Raw genomic sequence first — 21,268 nt, 5'->3', positions numbered from 1 at the left:
GGTGTTTCCCGTTAAAACCAAGGTCGTCTGAAAAATTTTCAGACGACCTTTTTGCCGTTTGAAATATCGTAATGACTGCAAACGGAATGCCAAAGGACACGCCGTGTCAACATACCAAAACAGATTTGCAACCTGCTCCCGAACACAGCCCTCTTTATCCCTGTAACAGCCTTATCCCTTCTTCCTGCCAAACGGGCAATCAGGCAATTAATCAACACAGTTATTACTATTATTCAAATAATTTAATTATGACTCAAAAATATTGACTTAAATTAAATAAAACCGTTTTCTTACTCACAAACTGCCTGACATTCTTTATACTACTAAAGTAGTAATTAACTACGCACAATGAACTAAACCAATAAAAGGAGCTCTAAGAATGAAACACCAGCTACTCCTTCTGCCGATTGCCTTAGCCGTATCCCAGGCTTGGGCGGACACAGACCCCGTTCCCGAAGAAACTGTTATCCTTTCCCCCGTTACCGTCACCGGCACACAACAACAAAAAGCCAATAGCGTTACTTTCAACCCCAAAGCTGCTTTGCAACCCCTCCCTGCCGGAGACGGTGCGGACCTTTTACAATCCGTGCCCAACATGAGCATCATCCGCAAAGGCGGAAGCTCGGGCGATCCATTGTTCCGCGGTTTGGGCGGTTCGCGCCTGTCGATTAACGCAGACGACCAGTTTATTTACGGCGGCTGCAGCATGCGTATGGACCCGCCGACTGCCTACATCCACCCGAATTCTTTCGACAAAGTCGTCGTCACCAAAGGCCCGCAAACCGTAACCCAAGGCATGGGTTTGGTCAGCGGCTCGGTGCAATTTATCCGCAAAGACCCTGATTTCAGCGAAAAACCCTACAACGTCAACGCTACTCTGACCGCAGGCAGCAACGACCGCCGCGACGGTTCGCTTGAAGCCGAGTTCGGCGGCAAATACGGTTACGTCCGCAGCAATATTTCCCATAACGAAGCCGGCGACTACAAAGACGGCTCAGGCAAACGCGTCCACTCCCATTTCAAACGCGACAGCCAAATGCTGCAACTGGGCATCACCCCGACCGAAAACACCACCATCGCCGGCACATACGAACGCAGCAGGGCCAAGGTCGCCTACGCCGACCGCATGATGGACGGCAGCAAATTCGACCGCGACGCATGGAACGTCCGCTTTACCCAGCGCAACCTCACTCCTTGGTTCAGCGAACTCGAATTGCGCTACGGTGAAAGCGAAATCGACCACGTCATGGACACATACAGCCTGCGCACCATCCGCAATCCGGCAGGCAAACAGATTAAAAACGCCAACAACCCCAAACGCAACACCGACACAGGTCGTCTGAAAGCCACCTTCGACTGGGACAAACTCAACCTGCAAACCGGCGTAGATTATATGGACGACGTACACGTCGCCCGCATGGAACGCGGCGGCGACGGTTACAGCCACAAGCCCTATATGCCCAACCAAAGTTTCAAACAATGGGGCGTTTTCACCGAAGCCGCTTGGCAGCAAACCGACAAACAACGTTGGGTAGCAGGCTTGCGCCACGACCGTGTCAAAGCGCATTACGATTCCGCAGACGTAACCGATCCCGTTTTGAAACATCAGAAATTCAACTTGAATTCCGGTTTCTTACGTTGGGAACGTGATACGGATAACGGCTTGAAATACTACGCCGGATTCGGTATCGCCGAACGCTCGCCCGACTACTGGGAACGTCTGCGCGCCAAAAAGAAAATCATCCATCCCGAACAAAACCGCCAAATCGATGCGGGCATCATCTGGAAACGTCCCAACCTCCATGCCTCCGTATCCGTATTCGGCAGCGATGTCAAAAACTTCATCATACTCGAACGCCAAGGCACGGATTTAGGCGTACGCAACGTTAAAGCCTCTCGTTTCGGCGGCGAAGCCGAAGTCAAATGGACGTTTGCGCCCAACTGGGAAATCGGCAGCAGCCTCGCCTACACCCACGGCAAAAACCGTACCGACGGCAAACCTTTGGCACAAACCCCGCCGCTCGAGTGGAACAACACCCTCGCCTTCGACAACGGCAAATTCAGCGCAGGCGCGTTATGGCGCGTCGTGGCGAAACAAAACCGTTACAGCAAAGGTCAAGGCAATATCGTCGGTCAGGACATTGGCGCCTCTTCCGGCTTCGGCGTACTCTCGCTCAATGCCGGCTGGAAATTCAGCAAATACGCTACCTTGCAGGCCGGCATAGACAACGTGTTCAACAAAACCTATGCCGAATTCGTCAGCAAAGGCGGCGACCCTTCAGCAGGCACGCAAACCTTGCGCGTCAACGAACCCGGCCGTACTGCTTGGTTGAGGCTGCAAGCGAAATTCTGATGTTGAGCTGAGAAAGAAAAAGGTCGTCTGAAAACCCAAATCTCAGGGTTTTCAGACGACCTTTTTGATGATGGCTTTAAAGCGAAGCTGTTTTACAAGAGACGATGTTTTAGTGATTCAAATCATATTCAAACCATACGGAACAGTTGAAATATCGTACCGAGATGAAAGCTTGAACCCAAGCCCCTGTATTTTTACCCGCCACCGCCCCGCAAATTTATAAAGGAACAAACCGAAAACCCTGTTCGTCAACCTCCAGTATGGAAGCGTAATCGCTCTTCCAATCCCCCAACACGATACGGGTAAAGCCGTCTTCCTGATGGATATGCTCACGGTGGGTGTGTCCGTGAATCAACAGTTGGACACGATGCCGACGCACAATGTCTGCGGTAAATTGCGGCTGGACGTCCATGATTTCGGCGGCTTTATATTGTTTGCCCTGCTTGCTGGTTCGGCGTATTTTACGGGCGATTTTCAGGCGCAGGGCAAGCGGCAGGCTTAGGAATAGGCGCTGCAGCCATTTTTGGTGAACAACCTTTCTGAACTTCTGATAACGCGCATCATCGATACACAAAGTATCTCCGTGGCAAATCAAGGCAGAGCTGCCGTATAAATCGACCACCGCATATTCGGGCAGCAACTTCATACCGGATTGCGCTGCAAATTGCTTTCCGATCAAAAAATCCCGATTGCCGTGTACGAAGAAACATTCAATCCCGCGCTGCACGACGGATTGAATCGCTTGCGCGACGGTTTGGGTCAATTCAGATTGCTCGTCGTCGCCTATCCAAAAATCAAACAAATCCCCCAAAATATAAACCGAACGCGCCTTTGGTGCTTTTTCACGCATAAAGCGCAAAAACAATTCGGTCAATTCAGGATGGGATTCGCTCAGGTGCAAATCGGAAATAAAGTAAATCGGCATGGCGGGCAACAGGTGTGAAATCCTTGCCATTATAGGTTTTCAGACGACCTTTGTATATCGGCCGCCAACGTATGTGGCATGGTCTCACCCGTTGCCGGAACTTCACTCAATTTCTCTTTTTATCCGACATTCAGGCAGGCAATGATTTGAAACCCGACCCAATCAGCCGCATTGGACGATTTTTTGATAACTGTCTTCCTGATGCACATCGCTGACGGGAACAACGTAAAACAATTCATTGCTGCGGACAAAGCGGTTGACCAAATCCCTATCGATATCAAATACATGATGGCGCAAGCCGTTCAAGCCGCGGAATATCATGGTTTTCCAATCCGCATACCCGTTGGCGTTAGGGCGGATATCGTTCATCGCATCCAGCGCCAGCAGTTTGCGGTTCTGCTCTTCCTTGTTCAAAGGCAGGGAATACACGGAATGGAAATGGAACGGCTGACCGAACATCGGCGGCAGGCTCAACATCGAGCCGGACTTGCCGATCGGGAAATCGTCGCTCAAAAAATGCAGCGTATGCAAAAACAGCGAGCCTTTCCGATAATCCAGTTGTTTCAACGCTTCAACCGCAGCAATCGTCGTATATTGATGGTCTTTGTGTGCGTCAATATTGGGCGACGGGCTGACGATGATGTCGGGCTGGAAGGTTTCGATAATATAGGCCAGATTATTGACCAGACCGCGCCAATTCGAACCGCCGTTCAAACCCTTGGATAAAGGCGAAGTATTGGCACGGCGGAACAGATTGACATCCGCCGTATCCAGTTTGGTCGACTTCACATCGGCATCGGGATTCTGCTTCATGACTTGCAATGTGCTGTCAAAATAGCCGAGCTGCAAAATGTTTTCAGACGACACCCCCGCCAAAAGCGGCACGGTCAGGCTGTTCCATACGCGCATCCTGCCCTTTTGCAGATACTGCGCCTGCATTTGCTCGGGATTGCGCGCATACAGATTGTTGTAATGGAAGCTGCCGCCCTCCCCTGCGGTAATCGTAACCACCAACGTATCGGCAGCATGTTTTTCATATAATCCGTAAGCCGCCAATTCCGCATCATCCGCATGGGGCGCAAGGACCAGGATTTTTTTACCGCTCAAACACTCGCGCGGATAAACCGACAATTCGACTTCCTGATCAGGCAGGGACACGCGGTTGCCGCTTAATGTAATTTTTCTGCTGCCGTCGTCGAAGGTATCGGTCAAATTGAGGTAGCGCGCGCCGTTGCCGCCATGTTCGACATACGCCCGCCATTCCCCGCGGTTGGTTTTGACGCCGATCCAAGGCATCACCAATCTGCCCAGCCAACCTGATTTCACGTTGATTCTGGCGATTACCGTATCATTTGCGCCGATGGTGTCGGGCAAGATCAGTTCGCCATCACGCAAACTGACTGTCGCCGACTTGGGCAATTGACCGTATTCGTAATCGCGGCTGACATCGTAAGCAAACCGTTTTCTGCGAATTGATGCCACGATAAAGGCAGCAATTACAAGCAGGCAAAGTATCATGCAAAACAATACTAGCAATAACATTTTATTCCCCTGTGATTATTTCCCGTATCTTATTATCTAAAAATGCGCCCGTCTTAACTTTCTAACAAACGGTCGTTTTAAAAACCAAACGTCATTTAAAAGAGTAATTTACAATTTGAAATCATACAGTTTCCAATTGCACAATCTCTTTATACTATAGTGGCTTAACTAAATCAGGACAAGGCGACGAAGCCGCAGACAGTACAGATAGTACGGCAAGGCGAGGCAACGCCGTACTGGTTTAAAGTTAATCCACTATAATTTGAAAACTATTTTGCCCCTTACCTATCAAACTGTCCTAATAAACAAAATGGCTTCTTTGCACATCTCGAGTGACACCGACTATTGAGCCGACAATAAGGAAAAGGTCGTCTGAAGCCACCCGACTGATGATACAATTTCGCCTGAATATCCACTTCGGAACACGGTCATGAGTCTCTACGCCATCGCCCACATCATCCACCTCTATTGCGCCATCGCCTTTGTCGGCGGCGTATTTTTCGAAATGCTGGTTTTGTCCGTCATGCACACCGGCCGCGTCTCGCGCGAATCGCGCCGCGAAGTCGAACGTGCCATGTCCTACCGCGCCGTCCGCGTTATGCCGCCCGTCGTCATTACGCTTTTCATCAGCGGCATCGTCATGGTATTCAACCGATACCTGCCCTTTTTGAGCCAACCCTTCGCCACCTCATTCGGCACGCTCCTCACCCTCAAAATCCTGTTGGCAGTCAGCGTCCTCGTCCATTTCGCCATCGCCGTCGTCAAAATGGCACGGCGCACCCTGACCGTCGGCTGGTCCAAATACATCCACGCCGTCGTGTTTTCTCATATGCTGTTCATCGTATTTTTTGCCAAAGCCATGTTCTATCTGTCTTGGTAAGCTGTTTTCAGACGACCTATTTACCATCAGAGGTCGTCTAAAAGACAAAGAACGAACACAAAATAACACGCTGACAAATAGCGGCATTTGAAAGCAAAAAATCCGCATAACCCGCAAAACCAATATGACCAAATCAGCCGCGCTATCCCCTCTTTCTCATCAGCTGGGGCAGATTATTCAAAATTAAAAAGGTAACGAGGTTCATATAAAACCGATTTATTTCTTGCTTCCCAAGCCTGAGGAAATTTGTCTCTTTGAGCAAGAGTGAGCAAAAATGTTGTATCGCTAAAATCCATTCATAAGAAAAGGTCGTCTGAAAAAATTCAGACGACCTTTTCTATGGATAAGCAGCAAACCGACTCTGCTATTTTGTTGAGCTTATCAGCCTTTTATTCATATGCGTCATCATCATGCACGATGACCTTATTGACATAAACCGGATGCACTGACGTTTCTTCATTCACAACAGGAGGCTCTGTCTGTGACGTAGATGTTTCGGTAGCCATTGGCGTTGCCGACAGCGTGTTGTGTGCAGAATGCGTTTCTTCATGTTGGATATCTACTTGCGGCGCCAAAGGCTCATGCTCTACCGATGGAGTCTCTTGCTTACCGGTTTCAGGCTTCAATTCGGATACGGTAGCGGTTTCTACCGGTTGACTTTCTGCCGGCAAAGCCACGGGAGCCACAGGCTCAGATACGGACGGATGCTCCTCTACATCAACCGCTTTTGTCGAAGCTTCTTCCGCTACCGGAGCTTGCGTAGTTGGCGTAGTTGGCGTAGTTTCTGTTGTTACCCGTGTTTCTACTGTTGCAGGTGCCTCCGTTTGGGCTGGTGTTTCTTCGGTTGCAGAAATTTCCGTCTTGGTTGGCAGCGTTTCTACCTTTTCAAGTGGTTCAAATCGGATTGGTGCTTCTACCGTTTCATGCGTTTCTGCTTTAGCTGACACTTCTACCGTTTCGGATGTTTCTGATTTGGTTGGTGCTTCTACCGTCTCAGATGTTTCTGCTTTGGCTGGTACTTCTACCGTCTCAGATGCTTCTGCTTTGGCAGCCGTATCAATTTCCTTGTTTTCTACGGCTTTTTTCTCGGTTGGCGCAGTTGTATTTGATACTGCCGGTGTCGCCGAGCCAGCAGTTGTGCGATCAGATTTCTCGGTATCTGTCTGTTTGGCATCCTCCGTTTTCACACTTTCTTTAACGAGGTCGTCTGAATTTGACTTGCCTTCAGACTTTTTACCGTCTTCCGATTGGTTAGTCTGTGTAACTTCAGGATAAGGAATCGACTCTTCTGACTTGCCTGCCGTTTCTTCCGGTTTGTCCTGTTCTGCCTTAGCTTGTTGGGACTCCGTAGCTTTTAATTTCGTATTGTCTTGTTTAGACTCAGGCTTGCCTCCTGTCGAACCTGATTTCTGCTGATTAAGCGGATACTCTCGAATAACGACTTCGGCAGGCGGAGTTTCGGTATGCGGCACATGACAGCTCTCGCCCATTTTGATGAAATCAATGCCTGAAATCAAAAAATTGGTGTTTTCCAGATTGCCTCTTAATCCGACATAGATTGGTGTGTTTTCAGGCGTATTTTTTCTGACGCTGATGATTTCCGCTGCGGCTTCATAGCCGTTTCCGCTACCGGGAAGCAAAGTGTAATTGTTTTTCAAATCACAACTTCGAATCCGGACATAATTGTTTTGAGTGACCAACATGCCTTCCAGCTCTTTGGCAAAGGCGGTTTGAGCGGTTGCTGAAAGCAACACGCCGCAAGTAAGGAAAATGTGTTTAACCATATTTTATTTCTTAATTTTCAAAGTAATCTATTCACACCAAAGAAAGCTTATGTCCGGCTGCGTTTAACGGAAACCGTCCCCTCAGGCATAAAATAAGTGTCTATTACTACCGCACCCACGTTTTCGATTTCGCATTCCAGCTGATAACACAAGACCATAATATTGTCTTTGGATTCAGTGAGATGGATATCCAAGTTCCTTAATCTCGGCTCGTATTTCAACAAGGTTTTTCTCATAAAATACCGCAAGTCATGCGCGCTGGACGGCAGGTTTTTATAAACCATGCTGAGATCGGGAATCCCATAATCCGGCAGATGTTTCAAGGAACCGCTCCTGCTGTTAAGAATGCGTTGGATATTGTCCAAAACACTGCGAACCAACTGGAAGCTGCCCGGCAGGTCATCTATCGGCAAACCGTCGGAATAAAATCCGGTCAGTTTCTCATAGAGTGCGGCATCCATTATTTGACTTTCTTGACCGTCTCTTGAAGCAGGACTTTGTTATCCACCAATTCGATAACGACCGGTTTTTTATTGGTCAGCTGCTTTTTGGTAATCAACATTTTCCAAGTCTGCTCTTCCCCTACTTTGTTATAGAAAGCGACGACGCCGACATATTTGGTGTCTTTATTCAGCGTTTCATCAAAGCTGATGGTTTCCCCCGGCCGGATGGTATATTGCTTGTAACCTTCTGCCAGATCGTTGCTCAAGATGGTTTTGTCTTGATTGAGCAAATCACGATATGAGGCAACTTCATAATTTTGCTTGTCTTTCAACTGATACACTCGGACGACTGTCGACAGCGACTGCCCGCGCTCGTTTTGATTCAAACCGTTTCGTGCAATCAGGTCGATTTTCAAAATCTTGAGTTTGGTATAAAAAACACTTTTCGTTGCTTCAACCGTTCCATCTTTCATGCCTTGCCAAATCCCGCATCCTGAAAGCATGGCGCATAAAAGGGCTAATGAGCAGACTGACGTAATTCTGGTTTTTTTATTCATGATTTTCCGTTTTCTTGAAGTTAGTTTGAGTAAGTATAGTTCGCTATTTTTATTTGTTTGTCTTGGTGCATCGCACCTAAACCGGTATTAATCCCCAATATTTGTTTTTTTTCCAAACGGCTTTTGGGTATCCATTGTTTTTTAATATTCAGGTAAACACTCGCATCAAAACGACGACCCAAATAGAGTTTTAATAATTCGAGCAATTTTTGGTGCAATTGCTGCTTTGGCAACAGAAGCTGCGCGTTGTCAAATGTATCGGGCGTAATTTCAATACGCACCAAATGACTGTAATCTTTTATCCGTCCGCCCAAAGATGCGCTTCCCCCGTCTAACCGCAAACCGGCTTTCCCCAGTTTGCGGTCCTTCTCCAAAATGACCCACTGCGGCTGGAACTCTTTTACTTTTACGTCGGCAAAGGGAAGAAGGTATCTGACGATACTGACAATCCCTTCTTTGGTTCGGGTTCGTTGGTAAAAAATACTGAACAGTCCCAAAATCCTGCTATCCAGCAGAGGATGCATGAATTTCCCGTTGACCATGCCTTGCCCGATTAGGTGCAAGAGAGAACGCGATAGGTCATCCTGCCCCTCCCGTTGAAACAGAAACGGATAACGGTATTTTTTCCATGCTTGGAAAAACAGGGTCGTGATTCGGTGGTTAAAAATATCTAAAAATGCCGCCAGGCTTTCACTGCCGTCTTTATGCGTCGCAATATCGTTCAGGAAGTAATCCGGCAAAACCGCATCGACACCGTACAAACCTAAAAATGTCGTCCTGACAGTCGGCAGATCGGCTTCTGCGTCATATTCAACCGAGGCGATTTCCCCGGAAGGGAAAGATAAAGACTTTACCCTTCTAAATCTTACGGTTGACTCGACAGCCTTTTCTTCACTTCCTTCGGCAAGGGTTTCTAAAACCCGGCAAAATTGGAAGAAATTCATCGTTGCCGCATTGCGTACAATAAACTCCCCCAATTTCTCTTGGAAGATTTCAGACGACCCGCTTTCGCGCTGCGCTTTATTTCTAGGAATCTCCCATAAGGGAAGCGTTTGCCTGTCGTTATTTTCTTTGGCGCTTTTGTGCGCCGTTTCTAAAACCGTGTGATAGTTGTTTTGCTGTCTTTCCATGTATATGTTTTCCCGGATGGCAGAGAAACAATGCTGAACCGGGTAAACAGGTTCAAATCAGCATACATTGCAAAAAATTCGTTCAATAATTCTCCGAACAAATAAATTTCCGCCTCACCGCTAAATGCGGTCGAATCAAATGTTACGGTAATATGAATTCCGCGGTGGACTGCGCCACGCTCGATTCTCTGTACTGTTTCATGTTTGACATCAACAATACCATTCAGTCTGCGCTTGTTCAGCTCGTCTTCAGTCCAGTCGTAAATGGACAATGCCCCTTTCAAACTGTCGACATTCAATAGTGATAAATAGTTGGGTGACAAATGGGACAATATGCGCCATTGGAATCTATCCTCTGTCGGCGGATAGCAAGACAATGTCGGCGTGGTAAGGTTTCTGACCATTTTGATATTTGGTTCGGCGATATCGTCGTCTTGAATCTGGGTCTCCCTCAGACTTTTACGCGGCAAAGCACCATTTGTCCCAACCACCTTCAATGAAAGCGTCTCGGTAGGCAATATATCTTTTCTATCCCACAACAATCCGCCAAGCATGATAAATGTTTCATGTCTTCCTGATACGCCTTGTTTGACTTTGGTATGGAAATACCTTTCCGGCGCATCATATTTCATCAATCCGCCACGATGCTGGAATGAGGAAAAAGGAATATAGGGGTAACGTTTGCCTGTTTCATGATTAACCGCCTCTACCTCTTCGACGGAATAAACTTCAACGGCCATACCTTCATGTAACAGCGGCTTCACCTGATATTCGAACGCCTTATGATCCACTCGGATAGGCTCTGCTTCCATATCAAACAGATTGATGGCAGGCACGCAGTTCAATTTCAAACAGTCAGGAGGGAATCGAAGCTCTGAAGGGTATTGCTTGGAAAGAACCACATTCACGCTAAACTCATTAATCCGTTCCGACCACGCTCCGGCATCGATGCCCACTAAATCAATAAAGAAAAACTTCTGTTTGAAACAAAAATATTCCAGCAATAGTTGATAGCCGCTAAAGCTGTTATTGACTTTCTCCCACAACCTTTCATCTTCAGCAAATCCGACTGCCTTAAACTGTATATTGCCGGCAGATGGCAATTCGGCATGATGCAGGCTGATTCGCGCTGTCTGATTCAACAAAGCATGACGCAATGCGAAGGCAATCGGTTCATCAGCGGAAATATAAATTCTGATTTTGGAAAAATCTAAATTCTCTTTCTGTATTTGCCGGTGGATACCGAAAGTTAATTTGATGACGCTTTGACCATTCGCATCATAATCCAACAATGTATGCAATATGCTCAAAGGTTGGAGCGCAACATCAGCAGTGGTCCGATACAAGCATCTGGTCAATCTATCGTTGATATTGATAGGTTCGGACTGAACGGACAATCCTTTTTTGACGACTTGCCCTCCTTGCAACTTTTTATTATCCGGAATCAATTCCAAAACAGTCAGGGAAGGAATCATCCTCAGATAATGCGGCCACAGCATATGGACCAACCCCTCCGTCAATTCCGGAAAGTCATCATCTAATTTTTGTCTGATTCTCCCTGTCAAAAAAGCAAAGCCTTCAAACAGTCTTTCTACATAAGGATCGCGCGTACCTACTCTGTCTAAATTCAGCATTGCGGCACGATCAGGGTGGGCTTTTGAAAACTCTAATCCCGCCTCTTTGAGATACCGCATCTCTTCTTCATAATAGCGTAATGTGGGATCTGACATAATATATGCTTAATAAATTAATTCCAATGCACGGACAACATCTGCCTGCATCAACTCTGTCCGTAAAAATTCGAGCTGTCCGACTGCCTCAATATCTTTATTATCAAGGTTTTCACTTAATAGTTGATACCAAAGGGCATACACTTCAAACGTAAAATGCCTGTCCCACTCTTTAACTGTCAACACTTGCATCTGCTTCGAAGCCTGTTCCAACAGTTTCACTGCCCAGTCCGCCTTTTGGGCGCTTACAGCCAACCGAGCCATCATCAACCATTTCTTAACCTGCCCCGAACCTGTCTGCCACTCCGGTAATGTTTCCAACCAAGCAAATGCAGCGTCTAAACCGTGTTCTTGTATTTTCAACAGAGCCTGTTGCCAGTAACTTTCTTGATTTTCTATCTGAGATGGCGACGCTAACACTGCTTTTTGAATGGCTTGACTACTCGTCTGCTTGCGCGCGGACGACATGACCTTTTCTTCCAGCCATTTAAGCGTATCAGCCGATACGAACGGGAATCCGTTATCAAAACTCAAGCCGGTCAGGCCTTCGCATCGGGCCAATAAGGATTTCAACTCAAATAGCGACGACTCAACTTGGGAAAGATATAAACCACCTAGCGCCTGCTGACCTTGCCATGCGTAATATTGCAAATCCAGCCAATAGTGATTAGCACCTTCCAAAAAAGCCGCTTCCACTTTATCGAGCAAATCGCGCCATTGCTGCTCCTGAACCAAACGATTCAGGTTTGCCAATAAATCGGCCCTCGGAGCCTTCAACCGCGTCTGACCGTTTTGATGCGGAGGAATGCCGTTCAATCCGCCCCAACGGACGGCCCGAATCATCTTGTTTGCAGACCAATAACCATCATCCTGTTCTCTCAAGTAGGCAGCGTTAATCCTGACTTGGTCAAGCAAGGCTTTAGAAGAGTTAACCTTTGTGACAGTCAGACTTTCAGACGACCCTCGACTCTCTTGATGAATTTGCGGCGTTGCCACTTGCTCAACAGGCGCACTGGTCTCCTGATTTTGACTTGAACTTGTTGGAAAAGATGAAAAACGAACAGATGACTCTTCAAAATATTGCAACAATGGAAATAAGCTGGGGCGTACTACCTCTTCCCATCCCTCAAAGTAATTTTGCAACAACATCAAAGCCGATAATGTCCGCTTAAGCTCCGTAGAATCAGATAATCCCACGTTCTTAAGCGTATCCAGCACCCTTTCGCCGGACAACCAATTTAATGCATTACGTTTTTGTACAGGCTTTTTCGGCCACAGCGACTGATCGAATTTTTGCAGCAACCCGCACAAAATCTCCAAGCCGTCTGAAAAACCTGCCAAGCCTCTGTCTCTCAGTGAGGCAAAAATGTAATAGGTTGCTACCCTCAGATCTTTAGATTCACGCTTCAGCAGGCGTTCTGAAGCATCCAAAATCAATCGGTAGTCCATACCCGAAAGTTTGGCCAACTCAATCTTGATGGCTTCAAAATCATCTGTATAGGCGACATCCTCGCCGCAAGGATGGTCGTCTGAAACAGGCTCCAACCATTCTTGCCAGCGATGGATATTGTTATCGGTGATAGATGTACCTTCATCACCGAGTACCGGCTTTACCCATTGGGGTAATGTCATCATTATTTAACCTCAAAAATCTTATTCGGCAGATGGATATTTTTCAGATCCAACAGTCCCAACGGTCCTTTACCGGAATTGGTCCGCATATAGAAGCGCATCAATTTGTCTTTTTCCAGCGGGAATTCGACCAGGTAGGTACTTCCATCAATCGGTGTAACCCTGGATTTTTCAAGCATACGGATGAAACCGAAACGTCCGCTGATTTCCTGAGTTTTACGCATACCTTCTGCCTCGGTTTCCCAAGAAATACGCAAACCGGCATTGCTGACATCACCCGGCCATTTGAATGGCTTCCACTCTGTCTGTTGGTTGAAATAATTCAATGATTGACCATCAACAACCAAGTCGAATTGAACAATTCCCTGAGTAGACGTCGGCTTCAGCTCAAAGCTGTAACCACCTTCTCCGTTGACGAAGAAATCCTCAGAAATCGCACTCAATTTATTCAGCTGTTGCAACAATCCCGGATTGACTTTCAATTCGCTTCCCGGTGCCACAATCCATTGATTGCCTTGTTTGGTCAAAACACCTGCCAATTGGGTCGTTATAAACTGATTCAATGCGCCTTTGTTGATATCCAAGTATTTTGCCAATACGGGAATCGAAACTTCGGTTTCTGATTTGGCAAACGGATACCTGCCGCCCAACTCAGACTGCATAGGATTAACAAAATTGCTTGCCCACAGATTATTGATATCTTTTTGGGCCACGCCTGCAATCGAATCCCATACGGAATTAAATGGCAAGACAAAAACGTTGCGCGCAAACGGCAGCAATCTGTCGCCCACACCAGCCTCAATCAAACGTGCATACTGCATACCTTCAAGAAATTCATTGTCTCCGCCGTTCAAGACTCCTTGAACGGCCGATCTGGCTACACCACCGGTATCGGAAGAAGACGCCATTTGAATCAAACGTTGTTTAATGGTCGTCACTCGCTCAAGGTAACGTTGCAGGCTCAAATCGCTCTTCGGATTGATTTGCGCGTCAATCAATTGCAGCAGGTTTTCAAATTCTGCTTCCAACGGTCCTGCCAGATAATCATTGACTTTACCTTCCAGGGCGTTGATGTTTTCAGCCTGTGAATTTAATACCGTATCGGCAACCCTACGCGAGCGGGCAGACAGCTGTCTTGCCGCCGCACGTTTTGCAGCATCGGCAACCGCTGGATTTACGTCGATTTTTTTGCTGTCCAACTGGCTGCTTTCTTTTACAGCATGGAACAATGCCACCAATGGGGAACGCTGAGGATCTGCATAAACGTGGAACTGATTGACCGCATCCAAATTGGTCGTCCTTGGCTGCCATGTAATACTGTTCATCATGTCATACCAAGCCGCAGCATATTCTTTGAAATAACGCTCTTTCAGACTGTTGATCGCAGCTTCCGTTACCGGTGCCTGATGCAGGTTTCCACCCAGCACCCAGTCAGTATTCTTGCTGTCTTTAACAGCTTGGTCCAGAGCAGGTTTAACATATTTCTCCCAGCCTTCGACTGTATACACACGAGGCAAAGGTTTGCCGACATTCCAAATGCCTTTCAAATCCTTATTCAGCAGCTCTGCCAATGTGATGGTTTTCAGCTTGGCATCCGTACCTTGTACGATGCGTTTGTATAACTGTTCACTGCCTTGGTCGCGGTTGATCCAATCCACCAGAATCTGACGGCTTCGTGACACCAATTCAGGTTGCTCCGTTTCCAGCCAACCGGAATGGGTAGCCATGCGCGGCACGAAAAATTGAGCCAAAATTTGTGCATCTTTGGTAGAAACATTCTGTGCCGACAGCATTTCCACCAATTTTTTCGTCAGGAATTCAGCATCTTTTTTGTCTTTGGTTTTCTCTACATGGGACGTCAGCATCAAATATGCTTTCAGGTCTTGATAAGAACTGTCTTGCAGTTCGAAGTCGTCCGGAATCTGCCCTTCGAGCATAGTCAAACCATCCAACTTATTCGCAAAGAATACGGTAGCAGGACGGCTGACGACATCTTTAACCAAAATCCCGTATTTGCGATAAGCGGCAGCCAACAGCTCTTTTCTATGCTCATAGCCCAAAAACTTGGCTGTATATTGCAAGAAATCCCTGCCAGATTCCATTTCGGCAATACTTTGTTGCAGTTTGATTAAGGCTGCAACTTTTTCCGAGCGTGATTTTGCCTTCTGAACACTTTCCAAATCAGCATTCAGACGACCTATATCTTGATAACTGCTGTGCGCACCCACTGCAAACACACTACCGACCAACAAGGCTACGGCACTCATTGCCAGATAGGTTTTTTCCGTTTTGGACAAATGCAGTTTTTTACCTGAACCCAAAACAGACAGATCGTTAAACGCACGGTAAATCAAATCTCCTGATTGTTCAGGATTATTGGTTTGAACAAACGAAACGCCGGCAACTGTATCCAGTTTTCCCAAACTCCGTTTTTCAGCAGCAATATGATCTGCCAAAGCCTGACTTTGAGAGGGCAACGTCGCAGACAGTTTTGCAATAGGTGTTTGGCGCAAATCTTCCTCAATCAGCTGCGTACCCACTGGTGCCAACTGGTTGGCAAACTGATCCAATTCTTTCGCCAACTCCGTTGCCGATACAGTCGAACCATATTTCAAAGCATGGCTGATGGCTGAAGGCATTTCATCGGCTTCATTGGTCAGATACACCTGATTAATCGGCAGCTTCCATCCGAGCTTTTTCATCAACTCGGTCAATTGCGCAGCATTTTCATGAATTGAGGATTTTGCTTGAAGCGAAACAATGCCTTCGGCAGGACGTTTACCCACGCCCCTCAGATATTGCCAACCGCCCGCAGGCTCCATAGCCTGTGCATCAATCCAAATAGCCGATGCAGTTTCTACCCACAACTGACGGCGGATATCCGGCAAAGAGGCTTCCAGCAAAGCAGTATCTTGAGTGACCACAAAAATCCAAGGCTTACGGTGTTTTTTATATTGCTTGGTCAGCAAGTGGATATGCCTCAACTGCTCCCAGCGTTCCGACACGCCGATCAAATGGGTAGATTCCGCACTGTCACCGCTTAAATCTTCGGGATTCAGATGCTTCAAATTGGAATGTCTGTCAGACACGCCAGACCAAAGCATTCGTGTCAACAGAGGGATAAAGAATATTAATGAGGTCACTACCGTGATACACGCCCACACAACCGCTTTGGCTGCAGATGTATCGATTCCGAATTTATGACCTAAAAAGTAGAGTAAGACTGCACTGACGATGCTTAGAATAATAACCACTATGCCAGTAAAAATTGGCTTCATAATAACTTCCGAAAAATAAACTTAAAATCTAAAAACTTAATCTGTATTTTGAATATCAGAACTTTTGAATTATTAAGATGAAAGGCTTTTTGCCAAACCTGCCCCGAATCAGGCATGCACCCCTAAAAACCTGCGACCCTAAAAGGATTATGCAATTTTGTATCTTATTTCAGACAATCCGGCACTTTAGCTCCTTGCAGATTCCATTCCCCTTAGTCGCTTCCGACAGTCGGCATACTGCTGATCAAAGCGCAGCCGCATGCAGTTTTACAACCGTCCACAGCGACATCGCGCCCTTTAAACGACATATATTGACTGCCTTCGATAATCGGATTGGTGCCATGCCCGGGTATGGGGCAAGAAACCAAATCGCCTACCAGAGCGGCAGGCTTTCCTTCAATGACCATATCCGAAGACGCTTGAACCACAACACCTCCATGAGTAGTCGCATCTCCCAGCCTGATAATACCTTTCATAGTTTTTTACCTTTTTAAAAAATTTACTTATCATATCAAAAAATAAATAAATTAGTAACTACCGTTAAATATCAAATTCATACCGCTTATCAAACGGGTTATAACGCGGGCAAAATTACGATGGTTTGAATGCCAATCAATTTTTTAAAATAATGAATAAAGCCATTGCCATTCAAATATTTATGACAACTTAAGTTCATACCGAATCAAAATAGGATAAAGCCCGACCGGTTTTAAAATTAATCCGCTCTAGAAAAAATAAACAAAACAATTTTCAGACGACCTCTTGAGGCAACCTGACTTGCTCATTTCAAAAATGAATTAACCGTCCACCATGGGACGGTTTTAAGTTTGAGGATAAGAGATTTAAGGAGAAAAGTGTTTCAAGGGCGGACTCCTTCAAGCTATAGTGGCTTAACTAAATCAGGACAAGGCGATGAAACCGCAAGACAGTACAGACAGTACAGAAACCGATTCACTTGGTGCTTCAGCACCTTAGAGAATGTCTCTTTGAGCCAAGGCGAGGCAACGCCGTACTGGTTTAAAGTTAAGCCACTATATTTTTACGCTTAAAGAGGTCGTTTGATGAGAAACCCGTAGCCGTTACCGAGCGATAATCACGCTCTAGGGCGCGACGACGGGCGGCGGATAGCCGTGTGCGTCAATTTCAGACGAGGCGAGCCACGGGGTATGGACGAGGTTGACGGGTAGATGCGCCAACTCGGGGATGTGGCGGCGGACGAATGTGCCGTCCGGGTCAAGCCGGCGGGCGGTTTGAATAATATCGATGGAACACCTGCGGGCATTGCGGGCGGCGGTTTGCCAGTTGCCTTCGTTTAACGCGGGGTCAAAATCGGTTTGCTGTGCGGCGAACCAAACGATGCCATGTTCGGACGGCTGATGCAGGACGCCGCACAAAAATTCTGCCGTCAGGGAACGCAGGGCGGGATGCAGCCAGCCTCTCGATTTCAGGCTGCGCATTGCAGCATCGATAAACGGGAAACCTGTTTTCCCCTGCCGCCAGCGTTCCGTCAGGTCGTCTGAAAACGGCGCAGATTCGGCAGCAGATTCAGGCTCGATGCGGGCGCGGTGGTAAGCAAGCTGCTGATAGAAATCGCGCCGTATCAAATTGTCCAACCAAGCATCTGCGCCCTGCCCTGCGGCTTCAGTCGCCAACACGCGCGGCGAAATGCAGCCTGCGCTCAAATACGCGCTCAAGCGGCTGGTGCCTTTTCTGGCAGGGAAATCCTTCATAATCGGATAAAACCCGATATTTTCTTCAAACTGCCGCCATTGTTTGTCCGCTTCATCTTCTCCGCCGCGCTGCGCAGAAACCATATCCTGCTGCCCGTTCCACGCAGGAAATGACGGCATTTCAACAGAGGTCGTCTGAAAAATTTCAACGCGTCCGCCTCCTACCTCCTGCCCGCCGAACCGCTGCCGAAACAAAGCCAGCCACGCTTCTTTATAATGCGGAAAATCGGTATAAGGCGCGCCGTGACTGCCCATAATGTCTGCCTTGGCGAATATGGCACGGTCGTTAACACGCTCGAACGCAACGCCTTGTTCATCCAAAATCCGCCAAATGCGGTTATCTTGCCCGATTTCAGACGACGTATAGGCTTCGTCTGCAATTACGGTCTGAACATTCAACCGCGTCGCCAAAGCAGGCAATTCTTCCACACGGTTCACCGCATACAAAGCCACACCGCGCGCCGCCAGCGAGCCATGCAAAGCCGCCGCCGCCTGATAATGAAACCAATCCTGACGCGGATTGGGGATTTCAGACGACCTCCGCGCCACCCACACGCCTGCCACAGGCAATCCCCGCTTCACGGCGGCGGACAACGCGGCGTTGTCGCGTATGCGCAGGTTGCGGCGGAACCAGACCAATGTATGTGCTTGCATGGCGATGTCGTCTGAAAGGGATAAGGCGTTTGATTTTAGCAGAAATTTTACAGTCCTAAGAAGGAGGCAAAGAGGAGCAAGGTCGTCTGAAAAGCTAGGACGCGCCATTCGTAAAAGCTGTTTGCTGTTTCAAACTGTGCGATACTCCCTATTCCGAACCTGCCCTAAACTCAGCTCCCCTCCCTCACTCAAATAATCGGCAAACCGCAGGCTCATTGTTCTGCCCCATCCTATCACTCAAAAAATGCCAAACATCGCACACGATTTCAGACGACCCCTCATCGCCCCGTCTTCCGACATTGCCGTTCGTCATACCGTATCCCACCTCTTCCCTATTTCCGTTATATTCCGTCACTTTGCAAATCTGAAGGTCGTCTGAAAATATGTTGGGCAAACTGGATACTTGGCTGATAGAACACCCGAAACGGGATGATTTGCACGGCTGGCGGCGTTTTGCGGTCGAATTTTGGTTTTTCGGACTGAAAGAAGCGCGCGCCTGTTTGTTTGCAGGTTTGTTTTTCATCGCCATGTTCCTGATTCCGAAAACAGGCTGGCTGGGGATTTCGTGCTATGACCTGCTGCTGATTTTTGCAGTCTCCGTGCAGGTTGCGATGCTGTATTTCAAGCTGGAAACGTGGGACGAAGTGAAATCGATTACGCTGTTTCACTTGGTGGGCTTTGCTTTGGAGTGGTTCAAGACATCGGGCGACATCCAGTCTTGGAGCTATCCGGACGAGGCATACACCAAAATCGGCGGCGTGCCGCTGTTTGCAGGCTTTATGTATGCGGCGGTCGGCAGCTACATCATCCAGGCTTGGCGGCTCTTTAATATCAGAATCAAAAGTCATCCGCCGTATTGGTTGAGCACATTGTGCGCGCTGGCAATTTACGTCAATTTTTTCACTCATCACTATCTCGGCGACTACCGCTGGTATCTCGCCGCATTCGCGCTCGGGCTTTATGCACGGACAACTGTTTTATACACGCCCTATGACACTACCCGAAAAATGCCGCTTCTGCTGTCTTTCGTCCTGATCGGTTTTTTCATTTGGCTGGCGGAAAACTTAGGGACTTTGTTCGGCGTTTGGCGTTATCCCAACCAAATCGGCGCATGGGCATCGGTACACATCAGCAAATGGAGTTCGTGGGCTTTGCTGGTGATAATGACGTTTACCATCGTAGCGAATTTAAAACACGTCAAACACACCATCAGCGTTTCTAAAGACTAAGGGATACCGTCAGACGAATACTGATTTCCACACGGTCAATCATGAGAGCATGCCGTATTACCCCCTTCCCCTTTTCAGACGACCCCCATCCCATTAAACTAAACCTCCATATTTAAAGTCCACCCAACGGAGAAATCATGAATCAAAAAATCAAAGCTGGCATCGTCGGCGCAACAGGCTACACCGGCGTAGAACTGCTCCGCCTGCTCAGCACGCACCCCAATGTCGAAGTAACCGCCATTACCAGCAGGAGCGAAGCGGGCATTGCCATTGCCGATTACTTTCCCAGTTTGCGCGGCATTTATGACTTAACCTTCCAAACGCCGGATCAAGCCCGACTGGATCAATGTGACGTCGTGTTCTTTGCCACGCCCAACGGCGTCGCCATGAAAGAAGCACCCGCGCTTCTGAACCAAAACGTCCGTATCGTCGACCTATCCGCCGACTTCCGCATCCAAGACATCCCGACATGGGAACAATGGTACGGCATGCGCCACGCCAGCCCCGATATTATCCCGCAAGCCGTATACGGATTAAGCGAAATGAACCGCGACGCCATTGCCAACGCACGCATCGTCGCCAACCCCGGTTGCTATCCCACCTGCGTTTCACTGCCCTTATTGCCTTTGTTGCAACAAGGTCGTCTGAAAGCACACATGCCATTGATTGCCGACTGCAAATCCGGCGTCTCCGGCGCAGGGCGCAAGGGCAACATCGGTTCACTCCTCTGCGAAGCGGGCGACAATTTCAAAGCATACGGTATCGGCGGACACCGCCACCTTCCCGAAATCAAACAAACCATCCGAACATTGCAGGCAGACATTGCCGATGGTTTTGTCTTCACTCCGCACCTCACACCCATGATACGCGGTATGCACGCAACCCTTTACCTGCATCTTGAGGACGGTTGCCATCCTGAAGAGATACTTCGCGAATACTATCGGGACAGCCCCTTTGTCGACATCCTTCCTGCCGGTTCCACACCCGAAACACGCAGCGTCCGCGGAGCCAATTTGTGCCGCATCAGCATCCAGCAAGCGCCGCAATCCGACGTTTGGATTGCCTTGTCCGTCATCGATAATTTAGTGAAAGGCGCAGCAGGACAAGCCATTCAAAACATGAACATCATGTTCGGTTTTGACGAACAACTCGGTCTGCAAAACGCCCCACTACTTCCCTGATGTATACGGTCATTCCGAACAAGAGGGATTTTCATCCATCTAAAGGGGTCGTCTGAAAACCACTCACGCCGTTTTCAGACGACCCCTCATCAACAACCGCAATAGCAAATGCCTTCCAAATCACAAATCTAAAGAATTTCTAGTCGGTGAACTTCGACCACACGGCGCATGCCTACCCCGTCCGTCCATTATATAGTGGATTAAATTTAAATCAGGACAA

The 21,268-nt window shown here is 47.8% G+C and carries 15 protein-coding genes; 4 read left to right on the top strand and 11 right to left on the bottom strand.

Going from position 1 to position 21,268, the window contains the following annotated elements; genetic code table 11:
- Positions 1-379 precede the first annotated feature (379 nt).
- Positions 380-2,353, top strand: coding sequence for a TonB-dependent copper receptor (locus HMPREF2726_RS03775; protein ID WP_070602230.1), 1,974 nt, complete (start codon positions 380-382; stop codon positions 2,351-2,353).
- A 217-nt stretch (positions 2,354-2,570) separates the two neighbouring features.
- Here the strand turns inward: HMPREF2726_RS03775 and lpxH are convergent, their stop codons facing one another.
- Together lpxH and HMPREF2726_RS03765 are read right to left on the bottom strand one after the other, a co-directional pair.
- Complete coding sequence (lpxH, locus tag HMPREF2726_RS03770) at positions 2,571-3,308, bottom strand: UDP-2,3-diacylglucosamine diphosphatase (protein ID WP_094113208.1); 738 nt, start codon at positions 3,306-3,308, stop codon at positions 2,571-2,573.
- A gap of 132 nt (positions 3,309-3,440) precedes the next feature.
- Positions 3,441-4,820 (bottom strand): PIG-L deacetylase family protein, encoded by a 1,380-nt coding sequence (locus HMPREF2726_RS03765; protein ID WP_009310845.1) that lies wholly within the window; start codon positions 4,818-4,820, stop codon positions 3,441-3,443.
- Between the two features lie 430 nt (positions 4,821-5,250).
- On the opposite strand from HMPREF2726_RS03765, the gene HMPREF2726_RS03760 reads away from it, so the two are divergent.
- A complete protein-coding gene (locus HMPREF2726_RS03760) occupies positions 5,251-5,700 on the top strand; it encodes a CopD family copper resistance protein (RefSeq protein ID WP_003758410.1) in 450 nt (149 codons plus the stop codon).
- A 389-nt stretch (positions 5,701-6,089) separates the two neighbouring features.
- On the opposite strand, the gene HMPREF2726_RS03755 is transcribed toward HMPREF2726_RS03760, so the two are convergent.
- From HMPREF2726_RS03755 to HMPREF2726_RS03715, 9 genes are all read right to left on the bottom strand, one after another.
- Positions 6,090-7,484, bottom strand: a complete 1,395-nt coding sequence (locus HMPREF2726_RS03755; RefSeq protein WP_009310844.1) for a hypothetical protein — start codon at positions 7,482-7,484, stop codon at positions 6,090-6,092.
- 47 nt (positions 7,485-7,531) lie between these two features.
- The gene (tssE, locus tag HMPREF2726_RS03750) at positions 7,532-7,945 is read right to left on the bottom strand and encodes a type VI secretion system baseplate subunit TssE (protein ID WP_003758401.1); all 414 of its coding nucleotides are present in this window, start codon (positions 7,943-7,945) and stop codon (positions 7,532-7,534) included.
- Positions 7,945-8,484, bottom strand: coding sequence for a type VI secretion system lipoprotein TssJ (tssJ, locus tag HMPREF2726_RS03745; RefSeq protein ID WP_003765178.1), 540 nt, complete (start codon positions 8,482-8,484; stop codon positions 7,945-7,947). Before tssJ ends, tssE begins: the two co-directional genes overlap by 1 nt.
- A 20-nt stretch (positions 8,485-8,504) precedes the next feature.
- Positions 8,505-9,614 carry a type VI secretion system baseplate subunit TssG gene (tssG, locus tag HMPREF2726_RS03740; RefSeq protein ID WP_009310843.1) on the bottom strand — a complete coding sequence of 370 codons (1,110 nt, stop codon included), beginning with the start codon at positions 9,612-9,614 and terminating at the stop codon, positions 8,505-8,507.
- Entirely contained in the window at positions 9,578-11,344 is a 1,767-nt protein-coding gene (gene tssF / locus HMPREF2726_RS03735; RefSeq protein WP_009310842.1) for a type VI secretion system baseplate subunit TssF, read from the bottom strand. Before tssF ends, tssG begins: the two co-directional genes overlap by 37 nt.
- A 9-nt stretch (positions 11,345-11,353) precedes the next feature.
- Entirely contained in the window at positions 11,354-12,979 is a 1,626-nt protein-coding gene (tssA, locus tag HMPREF2726_RS03730; protein WP_009310841.1) for a type VI secretion system protein TssA, read from the bottom strand.
- Entirely contained in the window at positions 12,979-16,254 is a 3,276-nt protein-coding gene (locus tag HMPREF2726_RS03725) for an ImcF-related family protein (RefSeq protein WP_009310840.1), read from the bottom strand. Before HMPREF2726_RS03725 ends, tssA begins: the two co-directional genes overlap by 1 nt.
- A gap of 212 nt (positions 16,255-16,466) precedes the next feature.
- Positions 16,467-16,730 (bottom strand): PAAR domain-containing protein, encoded by a 264-nt coding sequence (locus HMPREF2726_RS03720; RefSeq protein WP_009310839.1) that lies wholly within the window; start codon positions 16,728-16,730, stop codon positions 16,467-16,469.
- Positions 16,731-17,354: 624 nt separating this feature from the next.
- Positions 17,355-18,638, bottom strand: a complete 1,284-nt coding sequence (locus tag HMPREF2726_RS03715; RefSeq protein ID WP_070602228.1) for an FAD-binding domain-containing protein — start codon at positions 18,636-18,638, stop codon at positions 17,355-17,357.
- Between the two features lie 383 nt (positions 18,639-19,021).
- Here HMPREF2726_RS03715 and HMPREF2726_RS03710 point away from each other — a divergent pair, with 383 nt between their 5' ends.
- Together HMPREF2726_RS03710 and argC are read left to right on the top strand one after the other, a co-directional pair.
- Complete coding sequence (locus HMPREF2726_RS03710; protein ID WP_070602226.1) at positions 19,022-19,867, top strand: DUF817 domain-containing protein; 846 nt, start codon at positions 19,022-19,024, stop codon at positions 19,865-19,867.
- Positions 19,868-20,004: 137 nt separating this feature from the next.
- Positions 20,005-21,048: an N-acetyl-gamma-glutamyl-phosphate reductase gene (gene argC, locus HMPREF2726_RS03705; RefSeq protein WP_009310836.1), complete on the top strand. Its 1,044-nt coding sequence runs from the start codon at positions 20,005-20,007 to the stop codon at positions 21,046-21,048.
- Positions 21,049-21,268: the final 220 nt, after the last annotated feature.

Origin of the sequence: Neisseria sp. HMSC074B07 (assembly GCF_001810355.1) — a bacterium.
Taxonomy (GTDB): domain Bacteria; phylum Pseudomonadota; class Gammaproteobacteria; order Burkholderiales; family Neisseriaceae; genus Neisseria.
This window is presented reverse-complemented; position numbering and strand designations above follow the sequence as displayed.